The sequence below is a fragment of the Sphingomonas sp. NIBR02145 genome (assembly GCF_027359115.1).
GTDB classification, from domain to species: domain Bacteria; phylum Pseudomonadota; class Alphaproteobacteria; order Sphingomonadales; family Sphingomonadaceae; genus Sphingomonas; species Sphingomonas kyeonggiensis_A.
The window spans coordinates 1,915,265-1,930,789 of the sequence record NZ_CP114791.1 but is presented as its reverse complement, the minus strand read 5'-3'; the positions used below and the strand labels follow the sequence as shown (position 1 = coordinate 1,930,789).

10 protein-coding genes are annotated in these 15,525 nt (G+C 68.7%); 5 read left to right on the top strand and 5 right to left on the bottom strand.

Features of this window, described 5'->3' with window-relative positions; all coding sequences use genetic code 11:
* Position 1: 1 nt before the first annotated feature.
* Positions 2-1,375, bottom strand: coding sequence for a GH1 family beta-glucosidase (locus O3305_RS08530; RefSeq protein WP_269576012.1), 1,374 nt, complete (start codon positions 1,373-1,375; stop codon positions 2-4).
* Positions 1,362-3,788 carry a TonB-dependent receptor gene (locus O3305_RS08525; protein ID WP_269576011.1) on the bottom strand — a complete coding sequence of 809 codons (2,427 nt, stop codon included), beginning with the start codon at positions 3,786-3,788 and terminating at the stop codon, positions 1,362-1,364. Before O3305_RS08525 ends, O3305_RS08530 begins: the two co-directional genes overlap by 14 nt.
* Before the next feature lie 330 nt (positions 3,789-4,118).
* Here O3305_RS08525 and O3305_RS08520 point away from each other — a divergent pair, with 330 nt between their 5' ends.
* The 5 genes from O3305_RS08520 to O3305_RS08500 all read left to right on the top strand — a co-directional run bounded on the left by O3305_RS08520 (position 4,119) and on the right by O3305_RS08500 (position 8,640).
* Positions 4,119-4,460: a c-type cytochrome gene (locus O3305_RS08520; protein ID WP_269576010.1), complete on the top strand. Its 342-nt coding sequence runs from the start codon at positions 4,119-4,121 to the stop codon at positions 4,458-4,460.
* A gap of 3 nt (positions 4,461-4,463) precedes the next feature.
* Entirely contained in the window at positions 4,464-5,879 is a 1,416-nt protein-coding gene (locus O3305_RS08515; protein WP_269576009.1) for a D-arabinono-1,4-lactone oxidase, read from the top strand.
* Positions 5,872-7,158 (top strand): alanine racemase, encoded by a 1,287-nt coding sequence (locus O3305_RS08510; protein ID WP_269576008.1) that lies wholly within the window; start codon positions 5,872-5,874, stop codon positions 7,156-7,158. The genes O3305_RS08515 and O3305_RS08510 overlap by 8 nt, the downstream gene beginning before the upstream one ends.
* 106 nt (positions 7,159-7,264) lie before the next feature.
* Complete coding sequence (locus tag O3305_RS08505; protein ID WP_269576007.1) at positions 7,265-8,182, top strand: alpha/beta fold hydrolase; 918 nt, start codon at positions 7,265-7,267, stop codon at positions 8,180-8,182.
* Positions 8,179-8,640: a cupin domain-containing protein gene (locus tag O3305_RS08500; RefSeq protein ID WP_269576006.1), complete on the top strand. Its 462-nt coding sequence runs from the start codon at positions 8,179-8,181 to the stop codon at positions 8,638-8,640. The genes O3305_RS08505 and O3305_RS08500 overlap by 4 nt, the downstream gene beginning before the upstream one ends.
* Positions 8,641-8,773: 133 nt before the next feature.
* On the opposite strand, the gene O3305_RS08495 is transcribed toward O3305_RS08500, so the two are convergent.
* From O3305_RS08495 to O3305_RS08485, 3 genes are all read right to left on the bottom strand, one after another.
* The gene (locus tag O3305_RS08495) at positions 8,774-9,415 is read right to left on the bottom strand and encodes a response regulator (protein ID WP_269576005.1); all 642 of its coding nucleotides are present in this window, start codon (positions 9,413-9,415) and stop codon (positions 8,774-8,776) included.
* Entirely contained in the window at positions 9,412-12,405 is a 2,994-nt protein-coding gene (locus tag O3305_RS08490; RefSeq protein WP_269576004.1) for a sensor histidine kinase, read from the bottom strand. The genes O3305_RS08495 and O3305_RS08490 overlap by 4 nt, the downstream gene beginning before the upstream one ends.
* A gap of 116 nt (positions 12,406-12,521) precedes the next feature.
* Positions 12,522-15,512: a glycosyl hydrolase family 28-related protein gene (locus O3305_RS08485; protein WP_269576003.1), complete on the bottom strand. Its 2,991-nt coding sequence runs from the start codon at positions 15,510-15,512 to the stop codon at positions 12,522-12,524.
* Between the last annotated feature and the right edge of the window lie 13 nt (positions 15,513-15,525).

The window sequence follows — 15,525 nt, the reverse complement described above, 5'->3', positions numbered from 1 at the left end:
CTCAGCTCCGCTGGCCCCGGATGAAGTCGCGATACCAGGCGAAGCTCGCCTTGGGCGTGCGCTTCAGCGTCTCGTAATCGACATGCACCAGCCCGAAGCGCTGCGACAGGCCGACCGCCCATTCGAAATTGTCGAGGATCGACCAGATGAAATAGCCGCGCACGTCCGCGCCGTCCGCGATCGCCGCGGCGAGCACCTCCAGATGCGCGGCGTGATAGTCGATCCGCCTGCTGTCCCGCACCACGCCGTCCGGGCCGGGTTCGTCGCCAAAGGCCGCGCCATTCTCGGTGATATGGATCGGGGGCAGCGCCGCGCCATAGCGGGCGCGCAGCTCGGCAAGTATCTCGCCCAGCCCCTCAGGAGTGACCGGCCAGCCGAAATCGGTGGTTGCGCGGCCCTCGATCGGCACCAGGTCGAAGGGCAGGTCGGACGGCATTGCATGCCCATCGACCACCCGCACGGTCTCGCTCGGCGCGCCGACCTTCTCGGCATTGTAGTAGTTGAGCCCGTACCAGTCGATCGGCGCGGAGATCTCGGCGAGGTCGGCTTCGACCGGCCCGGGCATCACCGCGCCGATCGCCTCGGGATAGCGGCCGAGCAGCACCGGGTCGGAGTAGAGCCAGCAGGTGAGGATGCGGTAGAGATTGGCCGCCGCCACGTCGGCCGGATCGTCGCTGGCCGGCCATACCGGCATCTGGTTGTTGACGATCCCGATGCCCGACGCCCCGGCAGCGCGCAGCGCGGCGACCGCGCGACCGTGTCCAAGCAGCTGGTGATGCGCCACCGGCAGAGCGCCGAGCCCGAGCGTCCTGCCGGGTGCATGGCCGCCGACTGCATAGCCCATGTTGGTCAGCACCATCGGTTCGTTGAGCGTCGCCCATCGCGCCACGCGGTCGGCAAGCCGCGCGCCGACGATCCCTGCATAATCGGCGAACCAGCCGGCCATGTCGCGGTTGGTCCAGCCGCCCTGGTCCTCCAGCGCCTGGGGCGTGTCCCAATGGTAGAGCGTCACCATCGGCGCGATGCCGGCCTCGCCCAGCGCGTCGACCAGCCGCTCGTAGAAGTCGAGCCCGGGCTGGTTCACCGTGCCGCGACCCTCGGGCAGGATACGCGGCCAGGCAATCGACAGGCGATAGTCGGTCACCCCCAGGTCGCGCATCAGCGCGATGTCCTCGGCGAAGCGATGATAATGATCGGCGGCCACCGCGCCGCTGCTGCCGTCGGTGATCCGCCCGGGCTCGGCGCAGAACCGGTCCCAGGTGGAAGGGCCGCGGCCGCCCTCGGCGACCGCGCCCTCGATCTGATAGGCGGAGGCCGACACGCCCCAGCGGAAGCCGGGCGGGAAGGCCGGGCGGCCCGGCTCAGAACCGCCCATTCAACTCCACTCCCCAGAAACGCGGCCGGTCCATGCGGACATAGGGCGTGCCCAGCGTCTGCGCGCTGATCGGGTTGAGCGTGCGCGGCGTGCGCACGTCGAACAGGTTCTCGGCGAAGACCGACAGCGAGAAGGCATTCCCCGGCAGACGCCAGCCGATCCGCGCATTGACGATCTCGCGGCTGCCGCGCAGGCGCTTGAGCTTCGAGAAATCGACCATGTCGCCGTAGATCGGGCTGTTCTCCAGCGCTGCATCCGATGCGCGGATCGCATCGTTGAGCCGCCGCTTCGAGGTGTAGCTGTAGCTGGCATCGGCGAAGATGCCGCCGGCGCCGCCGCCAAGGTCTTGGTCCAGATGCGCGTTCAGCACGCCGCGGAAGCTGGGCTCGCCGGTCGGTTGGCCGTCAATGTCCACGCCCTGCTCGGTGCGGCTGACCCAGACCGAGTCGATATAGCCGGCCACCGCGCCGATCGAGATACCCGGCGCGATCGCGAAACGGGTGTCGAGGTCGATGCCCCATGCCCTGGAGTCGCCGCTCAGCGTCACATATTGCGGCACGCCCGAACCGCTGATCGATTCCAGGCTCAGCTGCTGCCGGTCGCGATAGACATAGTGATATGCGGAGAGGTTGAACTGCAGCCGGCGCTCGAACAGGTTCGACTTGAGGCCGCCTTCGAAGTTCCACACCGTCTCGGGCTTGAAGAACGAGTTGAGCTCGACGCTGTTGTATCCGCCCGCCTTGTAGCCGCGCGCGGCCGAGGCATAGGCCATCACGTCCGGGGTGAAGTGATAGTCGATCACGAAACGCGGGCTGACGTCGGAGAAGCTTTCCTTGCGGGTGAAGCGGGTGCCGTTCAGCGCGCCAGCCTCGAAGATGATGTTGGTGCCGACCACCGCGTTGTAGAAATCGGCGACGCTGATCGTTGCGGTGTCCGGGAAGACGCTGGCTCCCAGGATCGCGTTGTAGAGCGCGCCCGGCGCGCCGATCTGCGTCAGGCCCGGCGCGCTGTACGGATTGACCTGCCAGGAGAATTTCTTCTCGTCCCGCGTGTAGCGCAGGCCGACGGTGAGGTTCAGCTTCGGCGTGGCCGACCAGGTGAGGTCGCCGAACGCCGCGTAGGAATCATTGTCGGCGTGGTTGTCGATCGATTCCACCCAGGGGATGCCGAATACCGGCAGGCCGACACTGTCGAGTACGGTGAACAGCGGCAGGCCGGCGACATTGGCGAGCACCGTGTCGATCGAATCGGTCAGCGCGATCGTCCGGGTCTTCTGCGTGGCGCTCTCGTGGAAATAGCTGGCACCGAGCACCCAGGTGAACGCGCTGGTCGATTGGGCGAGGCGCAGTTCCTGGTAGTAGCTCCGGTTGCGCTCGTTATTCTCGGTGTCGAGGTGATGCGCGGCCAGGTTGGTGCCGTCCTCGTCCTCGCGGTTGAGCGTCTTGAACCAGCGATAGGAAGACAGGCTGGTCAGCTTGAGCTTGCCGCCCAGGTCCTGGTCGATGGTCAGCGTGAACGCATCGAGCAGCCGGGATTCGCGCGATCCGCCGAGCGTGTCGTTGGCGAAGGGCCCCTCGGGGTCCTGGCTGAGCGCGAGCGGGCCGATGCCGATCGCGGCGGGGCCGTCCTTGTGGGTGTTGTCATGGTCATAGGCGAGCAGGATGTCGGTGCCCGCACCGGGGCGGAAGCGCAGCGCGGCGCGGCCCGACCAATTGTCCTCGCGCTCATAGTCGCGCCCGGTCACGGCATCGGTCAGATAGCCGTTGCGCTTGTTGTAGACACCGTTCACCCGCAGCGCGAGCGTGTCGCCCAGCGGAACGTTGACCATGCCCTCGGCACGCTTCCGCCCGTAATTGCCGAAGCGCAGCTGGGCATTGCCCTCGAACGCGTCGACCGGCTTCTTGGTGATGATCGAGATCGCGCCCGCCGAGGTGTTGCGCCCGAACAGCGTGCCCTGCGGGCCTTTCAGCACCTCGACCCGGTCGACATCGTTGAAGAAGATCAGCGCCGAGCCGGAGCGCCCGGTATAGACGCCGTCGAGGAACACGCCGACCGCGGGCTCGGTGCCGATGCCGAAATCGTCCGAGGAGACGCCGCGGATCGCATAATGGGGCTGGGTGACCGAGGTGTCGTCGATCGTCAGGCCCGGCGTGAAGGTGTCGATGTCTCCGGCGCTCTGCGCGCCCAGCGCGTCGAGCGTCGCGGCGCTGAACACGTTGACGCTGATCGGCACGTCCTGGAGCGATTGCTCGCGCCGCTGCGCGGTGACGACGATTTCCTCGACCCCCGCTGCCTGGCCGTTCCCTCCACCGGCGCCGGTCTCGGCCGAAGTCGTCGTCGATTGCGCCCATGCCTGGCCGCTCCACAGCAATGCCGCTGCGCAGATTGCCGTCCCCCTTTGCACGTCCCTCATGTCGCCTCCCTCTGGCGTGTGCCGTTTTGCTTTTTGCTAGAAGTCCTTTCGGCCCGTTGCCGGGCAGCGCGGTTCCCGCGCGATGACGCGCCGGGTCGGATCGAAATGCATGTGGGGCGGGGCGCCGCGTGGCGCCCTTCGGGTATCGGACAATGCTTGGTTCGCTTGGTCGGCCACCCAGTCCCCCTCGCGTACGGCTCTTGACCGGATTAGCGATGACTATTAGTTAGCCATGACTAATTTATAGTGTCAATGGGGGTGCGCATGGCCTTGCCGCGGGGGGAATTGCGTGGGGCTTCTGGCTGGAGGGTAGGGGCGCGAAGCCTGGCCGTGGCGAGCCTGGTTGCGCTGTCCGCCTGTGGCGGTTCCAACGGAACGCCCGCTGCCCGCCCGTCGCCGATCACCGAGGCGCAGAGCGCGGCGATGCAGCCCGGCGATACGCACCTCGCCCAACTCTACGAGACCTCGTGCAAGGCCTGCCACACTGTGCGCGACACCGGCGCGCCGCTGACCGGCGACCGCAATGCCTGGGATCCGCGCTGGGCCAAGGGCGAGCAGGAACTCACCCGCAACGCCGTGGCCGGGCTGAACGGCATGCCGCCGGGCGGGCAATGCTTCGCCTGCAAGCCCGAGGATTATGCCGCGCTGATCCGCTTCATGGCGGGGCGCTGAGCGATGGCCCGGATTTCGCGCCGCGCGCTGCTGGTCGGTGGGGGTGTGGTCGGTGCGGGGGCGCTGACCGCAGGGGGGCTTGCCGGTCGCCGGCTCTGGCTCGACCGCGAGCCCCCCGAACCGCCGCTCGCCGACAAGGCGGGCAACCTGCTGTGGCGCAACTGGGCGGGCACCGCGCAATCCTATCCCGCCAGGCGCGCCGCGCCCGCCAGCGAGGACGAGCTGGTCGCGCTGCTCAAGTCCGGCCCGGCGCCGGTGCGCCCGGTCGGCTCGGGCCATTCCTTCTCGCAGCTGGTGCCGACCGAGGGCACCTTGCTCACGCTCGACGGGCTGACCGGCCTGGTCAGCCATGATGCTGCGAAGCATCAGGCGACGGTCTGGGCCGGCACCCGCCTGCGCGAGCTGGGCAGCGCGCTTGCCGCGATCGGGCAGGAAATGCCCAATCTGCCGGACATCAACAAACAGTCGCTCGCCGGCGCGCTGGCGACCGGCACGCACGGCACCGGAAAGGGGCTGAAGGCGCTGCACGGCGAAGTGATCGCGATGCGGCTGGCGACGCCCGCGGGCGAGATCCTCGACTGCGACGCCACCCGCAATGCCGACATCTTCAACGCCGCCCGGGTCAATCTCGGCGCTTTCGGGGTGGTGACCCAGGTCACGCTGCAGAACCGGCCGCTCACCCGCGTGCGCAAGCGCGTCGAGATCCGGCCTACCCGCGAAGTGCTCGAGGACTGGCCCGCCTTGCGCGCCCGGCACCGCAATGCCGAGTTCCTCGTGCTGCCTTTCACCAATCGCTGCGCGGTCATCACCCATGACGTGACCAGCGACCCGGTCCAGCCGCGCGGCCCCGATGCGGACGCCGAGACGCTGATGAGCCTCAAGACGCTGCGCGACGTGTTCGAGTTCGCCCCCGGCATGCGCCGCACCATCGCCGCGCGCGAGCTCGACCGCATCGCGCCGGAGATCGCGGTCGATGAAGGCTGGAAGCTGCTCTCCAACGAGCGCCCGGTGCGCTTCAAGGAGATCGAATATCATGTGCCGATCGAGGCGCATGTCGCCGCGCTGCGCGAGGTGATCGATGCGGTCGAGACGCATCGCCGTGACGTGTTCTTCCCGTTCGAGGCGCGGATCGTCGCCGCGGACGATGCCTGGCTCTCGCCCTTCTACCAGCGCGAGAGCGGATCGGTCGCGGTCCATGCCTATTACAAGGAGGACCACGACTTCTTCTTCGCCCTGATCGAGCCGATTCTGCGCCGCCATGGCGGGCGGCCGCACTGGGGCAAGATGAACTCGCTGGGCGCACAGGACTTCGCCGCGCTCTATCCGCGCTGGCGCGAGGCGATGGAGATCCGCCGCGCGCTCGATCCGCAGGGGCGGATGCTCAACCCCTATCTGAAGGCCATTCTGGGAAATGGCTGACGCACCCGCAAGACCGGGCCGCTTCGGCCGCCGGGCAATGATCGTCGGCGGCGCGGCGGTGGTCGCCGGCGGGATCGGCGTCGCGGCGCTGCGCAAGGGCGACCAGGGCGGCGCCCACGACGCCTATTTCCTCCGGCTGAGCAAGGCGCTGCACGACGCCGGCATCGCGCATCCCGTCCTAGTGGTCGATCGCCAGCGGCTGGATCACAATATCGCCGCCGCGAAGAAGGTGCTGGCGCCGTCGCGCCTGCCGCTGCGCGTGGTGGTCAAGTCGCTGCCCGCGCCGGGACTGATCGGCCATGTCATGGCCGGCATGGGCACCAACCGGCTGATGGTGTTCAACAGTGCGATGCTGGCCGACATGGCGCGGCTGCATCCCGATGCCGACCTGCTGCTCGGCAAGCCGCTGCCGGCGATCGAAGCCGCGGCGTTCCTGCGCACTCATAGCCCCGAGGCCGGCTCCAAAGTGCAATGGCTGGTCGATACCCCCGAGCGGCTGGCCCAATATGCCGAGATCGCGCGCGGTATCGCCCGCCCGGTCCGTGTCGCGCTCGAGATCGATGTCGGCCTCCACCGCGGAGGCTTCCCCGATCCCGAGAGCTTGGCAAAGGCCGTGGCGCAGGCGCGAGCCAACCCGCTGCTCAGCCTCTCCGGGCTGATGGGCTATGACCCGCATGTCATGAAGATGCTCGATCCCGACGCCGCCTATGCCGAGGCGCAGGAACGCTATCGCAAATCAATAGCAGCGATGAGGTCTGCCGGAATCGACCTCGCGGGGCTCACCCTCAACGGTGCCGGCAGCCCCACCTATGCGCTCCATGCCGGCAAGGGCACGGTGGCGAACGAAGTCTCGGTCGGCTCGGCCTTCGTGAAGCCGGTGGACTTCGACGTGTCCACGCTCGAGCCGCATCTGCCCGCCGCCTTCATCGCCACGCCGGTGATCAAGGCACAGCAGCGCTTCCGCCTGCCGGGCTATGAATGGCTGTCCGGGCCGATCAACTTCTTCGATCCGAACACCGAGAAGGGCTTCTTCGTCTATGGCGGCCACTGGCTCGCCACGCCGGTCTCGCCGCCGGGGCTCGAATATAATGGCTTGTTCGGCCGGTCGAGCAACCAGGAGCTGCTCACCGGCTCGGCAAGGGTCGCGCTGCACCCGGACGACTATGTCTTCCTGCGCCCGAACCAGAGCGAGGCGCTGTTCCTCCAGTTCGGCGACATCGCGCTGTTCGATGGGCAGCGCATCGTCGATCGCTGGCCGACGCTCCCGGTCTCGGCCTGACGTTACCCGTCCGGGTAACGTCTGGCGCCCGCACTGGCATTGAGACGGGCAGGCGGGCCGGACACTCTCCTCGCGAAAACCGGATCCCAGGCTCGAGGAAGTCCCAATGCTCAAATCCCTTCTCATGGCGACGGCACTTTGTGTCGCCGCGCCCGCCGTCGCGCAGGTCGCGCCGTTCCCGGCCGCCTTCAAGACGCAGGAAATCGCCACGAACGGCACCACCATCCATGTCCGCGTCGGCGGGCACGGCCCCGCCGTGCTGCTGCTCCATGGCTATGGCGAGACCGGCGACATGTGGTCGCCGCTCGCCGCCGCGCTCGACGACGATCACACCGTGATCGTGCCCGATCTTCGCGGCATGGGCTTGTCCGCCCATCCCGCCGGCGGGTTCGACAAGATGAACCAGGGACGCGACATGCAGGGTGTGCTCGCCGCGCTCGGCATCCAGAAGTTCGATCTCGTCACGCACGATATCGGCAACATGGTCGGTTTCGCCCTTGCCACCCAGCAGCCCGACCGGGTCGGCCGCTTCGTGCTGATCGACGCGCCGGTGCCGGGTGTCGGTCCCTGGGAAGAGATCCTCAAGAACCCGCTGCTCTGGCATTTCCGCTTCGGCGGACCGGACATGGAGCGCCTCGTCGCCGGGCGCGAGCGGATCTATCTCGATCGCTTCTGGAACGAGTTCTCCGCAAATCCGGCGCGGTTCGACGAGAAGTCGCGCCAGCACTATGCCGCGCTCTACGCACGACCCGGCGGCATGCATTCCGGCTTCGCCCAGTTCGCGGCCTTCGACCAGGACGCGGTCGACAACCGCGCCTGGCTCGCCACCGGTGCGAAGCTGAACATGCCGATCCTCGCACTCGGCGGCGAGAAGTCGTTCGGGCTGACCATGGCCGCCGTGATGCGTGCCGGCGCCACCAATGTGACCGAAGGGGTCGTCCCCGATTCCGGCCACTGGATCATGGAGGAAAACCCCGCCGCCACGGTCAAGCTGGTGAAGGCCTTCCTGGAGTCCGGCCGATGAGGATGCCCCTGCTCGCCGCCGGTATCGCGCCGTTCGCGCTGCTGACCAGCCTCTCCGCCCACGCCCAGCAGGTGCGGCTGACGCCGGTGGAGATCGAGGCGCTGGCAAAGGGCGGGGCAGGGCCGGGTACCTCCGGTGTCGCCGGCATCCGCACCACCGTGCTGCTCGGCGATCCCGCCAAGGCCGGCCCCTACACGATCGAGATCCGGGTGCCCGCGCATACCCGGATCCAGGCGCACACCCACCGCGACGAACGCAGCGCGGTGGTCGTCAGCGGTACCTGGTATTTCGGCTATGGCGCCACCGCCGACGAAGCGAAGGTGAAGGCCTTGCCGCCGGGCAGCTTCTATACCGAAGGCGCGAACGATGCGCATTTCGCCCTGACGCGGGACGAACCGGCGATCGTCTATATCAGCGGCTGGGGGCCGACCGACACGGTTTACACCGCCAAGCCCTGAGCCATCGAGGGTGCAGCCGTTACTCTACGGTTCCCCGGCGAACGCCGGGGCCCAGGGTTTCTCTGCCGGCTCGCCCGTGACCCTGGAACCCGGCGTTCGCCGGGGAACAGGAAGCGCTAAACCTCGATACGCCCTAGCGATCGATATAGCCCCGCCGCGTCGCCACCGTCACGGCGTGGGTGCGATCATGGACGCCCAGCTTCTCGAAAATGGTCTTGAGCTGCGCCTTGATGGTGTCGACCGACAGGGTCAGCCGCCAGGCGATCTGCTTGTTGGGATGGCCCTCGGCAACAAGGCGCAGGATCGCCGCTTCCCGTTCCGTCAGCGGCTCGTCCAGCGCATGTTCGGCCAGCGCATGGGCGATGTCGGAACAGACCACCCGGCGCCCGGCATGCACCGAACGGATCGCGTCGATCAGCTCGCTTCGGACGCAGTTCTTCAGCAGATAGCCGGATGCCCCTGCCCGGATCGCGCGGATCGCGTTCGCATCGCCGGGATAGGTGGTGAGCACCAGGATGCGCGCGTCGCCGGACAGCGCCCGGATCTTCTCGATCGCCTCGATGCCGCTCATGCCCTGCATCTGGACGTCCATCAGCGTGACGTCCGGCGCGAGGTCGCGGAACTTCGCGATCGCGTCCGGGCCGTCGCATGCCTCGCCGATGGCCTCCATATCGTCCTGCCGCGCCAGCAATCCGGTCACGCCTTCGCGCACCACGGGATGATCGTCCACCACCAGGACGCGGATCGGCGAGGCACTAAGCGAGGCAACGGTCATCCACGGCTCCACAGGCGTGCTAGCAGGCTGCGCTTCTCGGCCTTGTACGCGATTCCGCCAGGCACCGTGAGCAGCAGTTCGGTACCCTGATCCGCCGAGGGGCGGATGACAAGGCTTCCGCGCAGCCTCCGCGCCCGTTCGCGCATGCCCGCCAGCCCGTAATGCCCGGTGCGGCCTCGCGCCGCGAGCTCGGGGTCGATGCCCACGCCGTCGTCGGCGATGCGCAGCGCGAAGCTCGCGCCATAGTCGATCTCCACCTCGACGCGCCGGGCGCAGGCGTGCCGCCAGATGTTGAACAGCGCTTCGCCCGCGATGCGGCCGGTCTCCTCCAGCGCCAGCGTGTCCAGCGCGCGGGGCGTGCCGTTGATGGCGACGCATATCTCGACGTCGGGGCCGAAGCCCTGTCGGGCGATCAGCTCCCGGATGACCTGCTCGATATCCGCCGCCTGGCGGGAGCGCAGGTCGAGCACCCGGTCGCGTCCCTCGGCGATCACCCGGTCGGCGGTGTCGATCGCCTGCAGCAGCGCCGGGCGGCCGGGCTGCTTCGCCGGCAGATCGTCGACCGCGAGCTGGAATCGCAGGGTCAGCGACTGGATCGCCTGCAGCAGTGTGTCGTGCAGCTCGCGGGCGATGCGCTCACGCTCCTCGAAGCGCTCCGCCATGCGCAGCCGGATGCGGCTGGCGACCACGCGCATCCGCATCGAATAGGCGAGCCAGAGCAGCGCAAGCAAAGCGGCGGCGCACAGCAGCCGGAACGGCCAACTCTGCACGAAGGTGGGGCGGATCTCGAAGCCGATCTCGGCACCGCTACGGTTCCACACACCGTCATTGTTCGCGGCGATCACATGGAAGCGATAGCTGCCCGGGCCGAGATTGGCATAGGAGGCCACGCGCCGGGTGCCGGCGTCCACCCAGCCATCGTCCACGCCGTCCAGCCGATAGCGGAAGTGCACGCGCTGCGGCACCGCAAGGCTGAGACCGGCATAGGCGATATCGAGCGCGCGGGTGCCGGGCGGCAGGGTCAGGCTGCCCGGATCGCGCCAGCTTCGTCCGCCGCTGGTCAGCGAACGGATCGTGACGGGCGGGGGGAGAGCGTTCTGCTTGAGCGTCGCCGGATCGAAATAGCCCGCGCCCTGGCGGTTGAGGAACCAGACGCGGCCGTCGCCGGCGACCGTGCTCTGCAGGCCCGCAAAGCCCGCATGCTGGGCCGCGCTGACCAGCCCGTCCTGCGAGTTGAACAGCGTGCGCGGCAACGGTGCATCCGGGTCCTGGAAGGCGCGGTCCAGGTCGGCGGTGGCCACCCGGGAGATGCCGGTGCGGGCGACCAGCCAGGTCTCGCCGCGCGCGGTCTGCACCAGGCTTCGCAGCCAGATCAGCCAGGGAAAGCGGCTCTGGTCGAGCCGGGTCAGCTTGCCGTCGCGCAGGCGCACCAGGCCCCGATCGTCGCTCAGGAAGATGTCACGCGTGCCGGCAGCGAGCATCGTGGCGGTGCCGAAGCCCTTTCTCAGGGTGAGGCGATCGCCCTCGAGCGTGGTGAAGTCGGGACGGCCGGTAAAGGCGATGCCGCCCGCGGGCGTGGCGATCATATCCCACACACGCTGCTGCGCGAGCGCTCCGGTGGCATGGTGCCAGCCCCCCACGTCGCGCCAGACCAGCGGCTCACCGAAGATGGCGACCCACAGCCGGCCCTGGCCATCCTCGGCGCAATAGGTCGATGTGCCCTGACCGGGAAAGCCTGGTGCGGTCTCGATATGCTCGCCCACAATATGGAGTGTGCGGGCGTTCTGGACGATCCAGATGCCGCCGGCACGGGCGCGGCACATCGACAGGTTGCTGCCGTCCAGCTTCAGGATCGGCCGGGGCGCTCCCCCCGGCGCGATCCGGAACAGCGTGTCGTTCGATTCGATATAGACGCTGCCGTCGCTGGCGCCGGCAAGCGCCAGGCCGTGGACCGGGTCGGCCGGAATGGCCAGTTCCTGCGTCGCACTGGCGCGGCGGAACTGGTCGATGCCAGTCTCGGTGGCGATCCAGACGCTGCCCTCGCGATCGACGAATGATTCATAGCTGAAGTCCGAGGTCAGCCCGTTCGCCGCGTCGAACGGGTAGGCGGTTGCCCTCGCGCCGGCGGCCGACGGAATGTACGAGATGCCGATGGCCGCGGTCGTGCGCCACAGCCCGCCCTGCCGGTCGAAGCTCAGCGTGGCGGAGCGGACATTGGGGGCGGAGGGGAACTGGATGGCGCGCGCGGGCGCCCGGCCATGTCCGTCGCGCACCATGCGCGTGCCCGTCCCGTCGGAGACCCACAGCGCGCCGGACGGATCCAGCGCGATCCTCGGCCTGCCCGAGACGCGGTCGGGCAGCAGCTGGAAGCGGGTCGTGCCCGGTGCGAGATAGGCGAGGGCGCCGCTGTTCCCGCCCTGGTGGGTGAGCGCGATCCACACGCCGCTATCCGGCGCGATCACCAGCCCCATGACCGCGCCTTCGGGCCGCCCCAGCTTTTCCCCGATCGACTCCCATTTTCCACCGCGCAGGCGCCTGAGCTGCGTGTCGAACCGTCCGGAGGCGACCCAGATCGAGCCGTCCGGCGCCTGTGCCATCGGGCCGATCGAGGCGGGCGGGGCGGGCAGGTGCATGTCGACGAGCCGCCCGCCGCGGTACATCGCCACGCCGCCATTGCCGCCCAGCCCCACCCAGAGCGTGCCGTCGCGGCCGGCCAGCAGCCCGGTCGGCTCCACGCGTCTCCGCGCCGCGTCGGCGGGCCAGTCGATCCGCTCGAAGCTGATTCCGTCGAACCGGTAGAGCGCGTCGCCCGCCAGCCAGATATAGCCGTCGCGGGTCTGGGTGATCCTGAAGACACCGTTCGGCGCGCCTTCATCGGGACCCCAGCGGACATGCTTCAGCCCGCCGAACCCCGGCGGCGAGACCTGCGCCTGGAGCGGTATCGGCGCGAGCAGGCAGGCGGCGAGCAGCGCCCGGGCACTACCCGCCAAACGTCCCCGCCAGCCGACGATCCCCCGCCAAATCATCCAGCCCCGCGCCCAGTTCGTCCCCGTTCTGGTAGCGATAGCAAAGCCGCGGGCCCTTCTCCAGCCCGCGGCGGTGCGGGTCAGAGGCGCACGGCATAGAGCGCGTGATGCGCGAGGATGAACAGGGTGCGCCCGTCCGCCCCGCCGATCACCAGTTGCAGCGGCCGCTCGGGCACGTCGATGCGGCGGACCGGCTTGCCGGCGGCGTCATAGACGAACACCTGCCCGTTCGCGACATAGAGCGTGCCGTCCTTGTCGCGAGCCACGCTCTCGCCGCCGCGATCCGCGACGATGCGCAGGTCGGTCACCGTCCCGTTCGCGCCCACCAGCCCGCTATAGGTGCGGTTCTCCGAGCCGTTGGTCAGCGTCACCCGCTCGCCCGGCCGCGCCGCGACCAGTCCGTGCGCGTCCAGCGTGTCCGACCAGCGCCAGCCATTGTGATCGTCCGGCCCCTGGTTCCACACCCGGAATGCCGGCAGCACCAGCGACCCGTCGGGCGAGACATATTCGCGCATCTTGGGCGTGGCCATCGCCCGGGTGAAGAAGTCGGCGATCGGCGGGAACTGGTAGGTCTCCGGATCGATCCGGTCGGCGAACTCGCCGTTGGCCCACATGTTGACCGGCAGCAGCGTCGCCGCGCCGTCCCGCACCCTGGCGGCGGTCGGGTCGATCACCCGCACCGCGCCGGGCCTGGCCGGATCGATGCTGTAGACCGTGGCGTCATGCCCGGCCGAGGACAGCACCAGCAGATGGCCCGAAGCGTCCACCGCCAGGCTCACCGGATCGAGCGGCGCATCTGCGACGATGGTCAGGCCTTCCTTCTCCGACCAGCCATGGATCCGCTGGAACTGCCGGTCGATGAAGTAGAGCTTGCCCTTCGCATCCGTCGCAGCGCCCGCGATCGAATAGAAGCCGTCGGCCAGCTTGCGCACCTCCGGCGATACCGGCACCGGCGTCCTGCCTGGTGCGACCGCGCCGACATCGAGCCGGGCGAACTCGCGCTCGCGCACTTCCTGCCCGCCGGTCACGTCCTTTATCGCATTCTCGAACGGATATTTGCTCGCCCGCAAATAGGTGCCGCAGCCCTTGTCGTCGCAACTGGCAAAGCCGCTCTCGGCGTTCACATGGACGTTGCGGAAGCGGATGTCGCTCGAGTTGGTGAGCTTCACCGCCGCATCCATCGGCTTGATCGAGCGCGTGACCCGGTAGCCGTGATAATTGGCGAACAGGATGTTGCGCGAGTTGCGGAACTCCGTCGAGATCGCGTTCACCCCGTCGCGCACTTCCTGCTCGGTCTGCGGCGCATGGAACTCCCAGTTCTCGACATGGTCGAGCACGATCTCGGCCCGGTAGTGGTGCTCGGCCGACAGCTCATAGACATAGCCGGGCGTCGTGGTGTCCGAGACATAGAAGCCCGCCGAGGCCAGCGTGTTGGGCGACCAGACCGCCGCGAAGGTGCCGCCGCCGCCATCGGTCACCCAGATGCTCGGATGCTGGCCGTCGAAGCGCGCCTTGGGGTCGCCGAAGCCGATCGGGCTGCCCTTGGTGAGCACGGTGCCGCCGCCGCCCTGGATCTTGACGTCGTTGACCATCGAGGCCGCGCCCGCCTTCCACAGCAGTGCCGTGGCGCGCGGATTGACCCCGCCGGTCCACAACCCGATGCCCGAGACGATCGCGTCGCCGCCCTTGGCGCTCGCCAGCAATGCCTTGGCGCTGCCCACCCCGGCATAGGCCGGTGTCTCGTCGGGCAGGTAGAGATGGGTGAGGCTGGGGTGCAGCGAGATCAGCACGCTGTCCGGCCGCAGCCGCAGCGTGTCGGTCACCCGGTAGCGGCCCATCGGCAGATAGACCACGCGGTGGGTATCGATCGCCTTCTGCAACGCCGCGGTATCGTCAGTCTCGTCATCGCCCTTCACGCCCAGGTCGCGGGCATTGGCCCATTCGCTGACCGGGGGCAGGGCGCGGATCGCCGGCGCGGGGCGCTTGGGCATCTTCGCCAGCGGTGCCATCGACAGGTCGGTGGCGAAGGCGCCCATCGCGCCCAGCCCGGGCAGCTTGAGCCCATAGGAGAAGTCGCTCACCCGGTAGGCGCGGCCCTGGCCCGCCACCGTCCGGCCGCTGTCGCGGAAGCGGGCGAAGACCGGCGTGTCCTGCGCCACCGCGTTCATGAAGCCCACCTGGGTGAACACGCTGTCCTCGTTCGAGATCAGCACCCCGGCCTGGGCGACATTCTCGAAGCGCACGTCCTTGCCCCACAGCGAATCCGAATAGCCGCGGTCGATCTCGATCCCCACCGGGGTGTTGCGGATCGCGACATTGACCAGGGTCAGGTCTACCTCATGCTCGCGGATCGCCGCGTCGCGCTGCCCCTCGAACTCGGAATCGATCAGCGTGAACTGCCAGGCGGGCGAGGTCTTCTCGGTCAGGATGCCGTAGCGCCCGCCATAGAAGCGCAGATTCTCGCACTCGTTGCCGGCCTGGTAGATGCCGGCCAGCCCTGATCCGAGATGGAAGTCGACATGGCGCAGGAAGCCGTGCTGCGCGACGCGAAAACGCACCGCGACCGCGCCTCCATTGCCCTTGCCGATCTCGAAATCGACATTGGACAGCGCTGAATAGAAGGTGCTCGACGTCGCGTCATAGATGTCCGGATTGGCCGGCACGCTGGTGGGCGGCGGCACCGGCACCTTGCCGACGCGGTACTGGTCCTCGCCGGTGAAGCTGACCATGGCCGCCACGCCCTTGCCATAGCCCGGCGTATCGTCGCCCAGCACGATCACCGGCCTGGTGGCGCCGACGCCGAACACGCGCACGGCCGAGCGCACGAAGATGGTGCGGCTGATCCGGTAGCGGCCGGAGGGCAGGAAGACGACGCCGCCCTTGCCCCCCACGGCCGCCGCGTCGATCGCCTGCTGCAGCGCGGCGCTGTCGTCGGCGCGGCCGTCGCCCACGCCCTTCACGGTGATCGCGCGCGGATCGTTCGGCTGGGTCCGGTAGACCGAGGTCGATTGGGCAAGCGCGGGAAGCGGGCACAGCAACAGGGCCGCGCAAAGCAGGCGGAAGGCCTTCATGAACCTCTCCCGG

Bases quoted from the DNA above. Each gene is read 5' to 3' on its own strand.
- O3305_RS08515 (WP_269576009.1), top strand. From the start codon at position 4,464: ATGGCCCGGATTTCGCGCCGCGCGCTGCTGGTCGGTGGGGGTGTGGTC.
- O3305_RS08495 (WP_269576005.1), bottom strand. From the start codon at position 9,415: ATGACCGTTGCCTCGCTTAGTGCCTCGCCGATCCGCGTCCTGGTGGTG.
- O3305_RS08525 (WP_269576011.1), bottom strand. From the start codon at position 3,788: ATGAGGGACGTGCAAAGGGGGACGGCAATCTGCGCAGCGGCATTGCTG.
- O3305_RS08505 (WP_269576007.1), top strand. From the start codon at position 7,265: ATGCTCAAATCCCTTCTCATGGCGACGGCACTTTGTGTCGCCGCGCCC.
- O3305_RS08500 (WP_269576006.1), top strand. From the start codon at position 8,179: ATGAGGATGCCCCTGCTCGCCGCCGGTATCGCGCCGTTCGCGCTGCTG.
- O3305_RS08485 (WP_269576003.1), bottom strand. From the start codon at position 15,512: ATGAAGGCCTTCCGCCTGCTTTGCGCGGCCCTGTTGCTGTGCCCGCTT.
- O3305_RS08530 (WP_269576012.1), bottom strand. From the start codon at position 1,375: ATGGGCGGTTCTGAGCCGGGCCGCCCGGCCTTCCCGCCCGGCTTCCGC.
- O3305_RS08510 (WP_269576008.1), top strand. From the start codon at position 5,872: ATGGCTGACGCACCCGCAAGACCGGGCCGCTTCGGCCGCCGGGCAATG.